Genomic DNA, 691 nt, shown 5'->3' on the forward strand with positions numbered 1-691 from the left:
CAGATCATACGCTCACAAGGAAGGTGGGGTCAGAACACCGGTTACAATTGGCCCGCTGCGAATGGATCGAGGGCCAAGAGAACGTTATCGCCCTTGGTCCAAGCGGCACGGGCAAGACCCATGTGGCGCTCGGTCTCGGTCTGGCAGCATGCCAGAAGGGCTTGTCCGTCGGGTTCACGACGGCCGCCGCCCTGGTCAGCGAGGTGATGGAGGCCCGCGACGAGCGGCGGCTCTTACGCTTCCAAAAGCAGATGGCGGGATACAAGCTGCTGATCATTGACGAACTGGGCTTCGTGCCGCTCTCCAAGACCGGCGCGGAATTGCTGTTCGAGCTGATCTCGCAACGCTACGAACGCGGTGCCACTCTGATCACCAGCAATCTTCCCTTTGACGAATGGACGGAAACCTTAGGCTCCGAACGTTTGACCGGCGCACTGCTCGACCGCGTCACCCACCACGTCAACATTCTCGAGATGAACGGCGACAGCTACCGTCTTGCACAAAGCCGCGCTCGAAAGGCTGGCTGAAGCCTTCCCAAAAAATCGCCACGCAGGCATGCGACCCCCGCTCGGGCTACGCCCTCCCGGCGGTCGCATGCCTGCCTCACATGTGGCCGACTATTGCTCCGCCGCGTGGCCGGGTTTTGCTCCGCCGTTGATGTGGTGGAACGGCCCGCTACCGCAGCATCAAA

General features: G+C 61.6%; 1 protein-coding gene. It reads left to right on the top strand.

Translation table 11 applies throughout. The features are described from left to right. A partial coding sequence (gene istB / locus NDI72_RS21910; protein ID WP_283801798.1) for an IS21-like element helper ATPase IstB occupies window positions 1-527 on the top strand: 527 nt, incomplete at its 5' end. Window positions 528-691 lie beyond the last annotated feature (164 nt).

Source organism: Nitratireductor sp. GZWM139, from assembly GCF_030068685.1.
In the GTDB taxonomy this organism is placed as follows: Bacteria; Pseudomonadota; Alphaproteobacteria; order Rhizobiales; family Rhizobiaceae; genus Nitratireductor; species Nitratireductor aquimarinus.